Genomic DNA, 431 nt, shown 5'->3' on the forward strand with positions numbered 1-431 from the left:
GGAGCAGGTAGCGCCCGTCCGTGTCCTTGACCTTGCGCAGGCCGACGAAGTCGCCCGGCTGCATGAACCACTTGAGGCCGGTCATGGAGACGTTGGCGGAGAGCGCCTTGCCCCACGCGTCGAGCAGGTGGTCGAGGGGAGCGCGCCGCCCACGGCGACGGTCTGCGTACCGGACCACGCGAACATGCCCTTCGGCGTGGTGATGCCGTCACCGGAGGCGCTGTAGAACTGGGTGTCGATCTTCCGGGCGACGTCCGCGACGAGCCGGTCCTTCAGCGCGGCGTCGAGGCTCACGACCGACTGGCGCGAGAGCTCGTTGGAGTAGCGGGTGAGGACCTTGAGGGACTTCATGGTCGAGGGGAGCAGCGAGACCTCGTCGAACTCGGCGTCGTTCTCGGGGATCTGCTCGTTCTCACCGATCCACTGCACCT

1 protein-coding gene is annotated in these 431 nt (G+C 67.3%); it reads right to left on the reverse strand.

Annotated elements, in window-relative coordinates:
• Positions 1 to 81: 81 nt before the first annotated feature.
• Positions 82 to 431, reverse strand: a 350-nt coding sequence (locus GVL03_RS20585; protein ID WP_200847366.1) for a phage major capsid protein, incomplete at its 5' end; no start/stop codon positions are given.

It is taken from the genome of Microbacterium sp. 18062 (assembly GCF_902706225.1).
Lineage (GTDB): Bacteria > Actinomycetota > Actinomycetes > Actinomycetales > Microbacteriaceae > Microbacterium.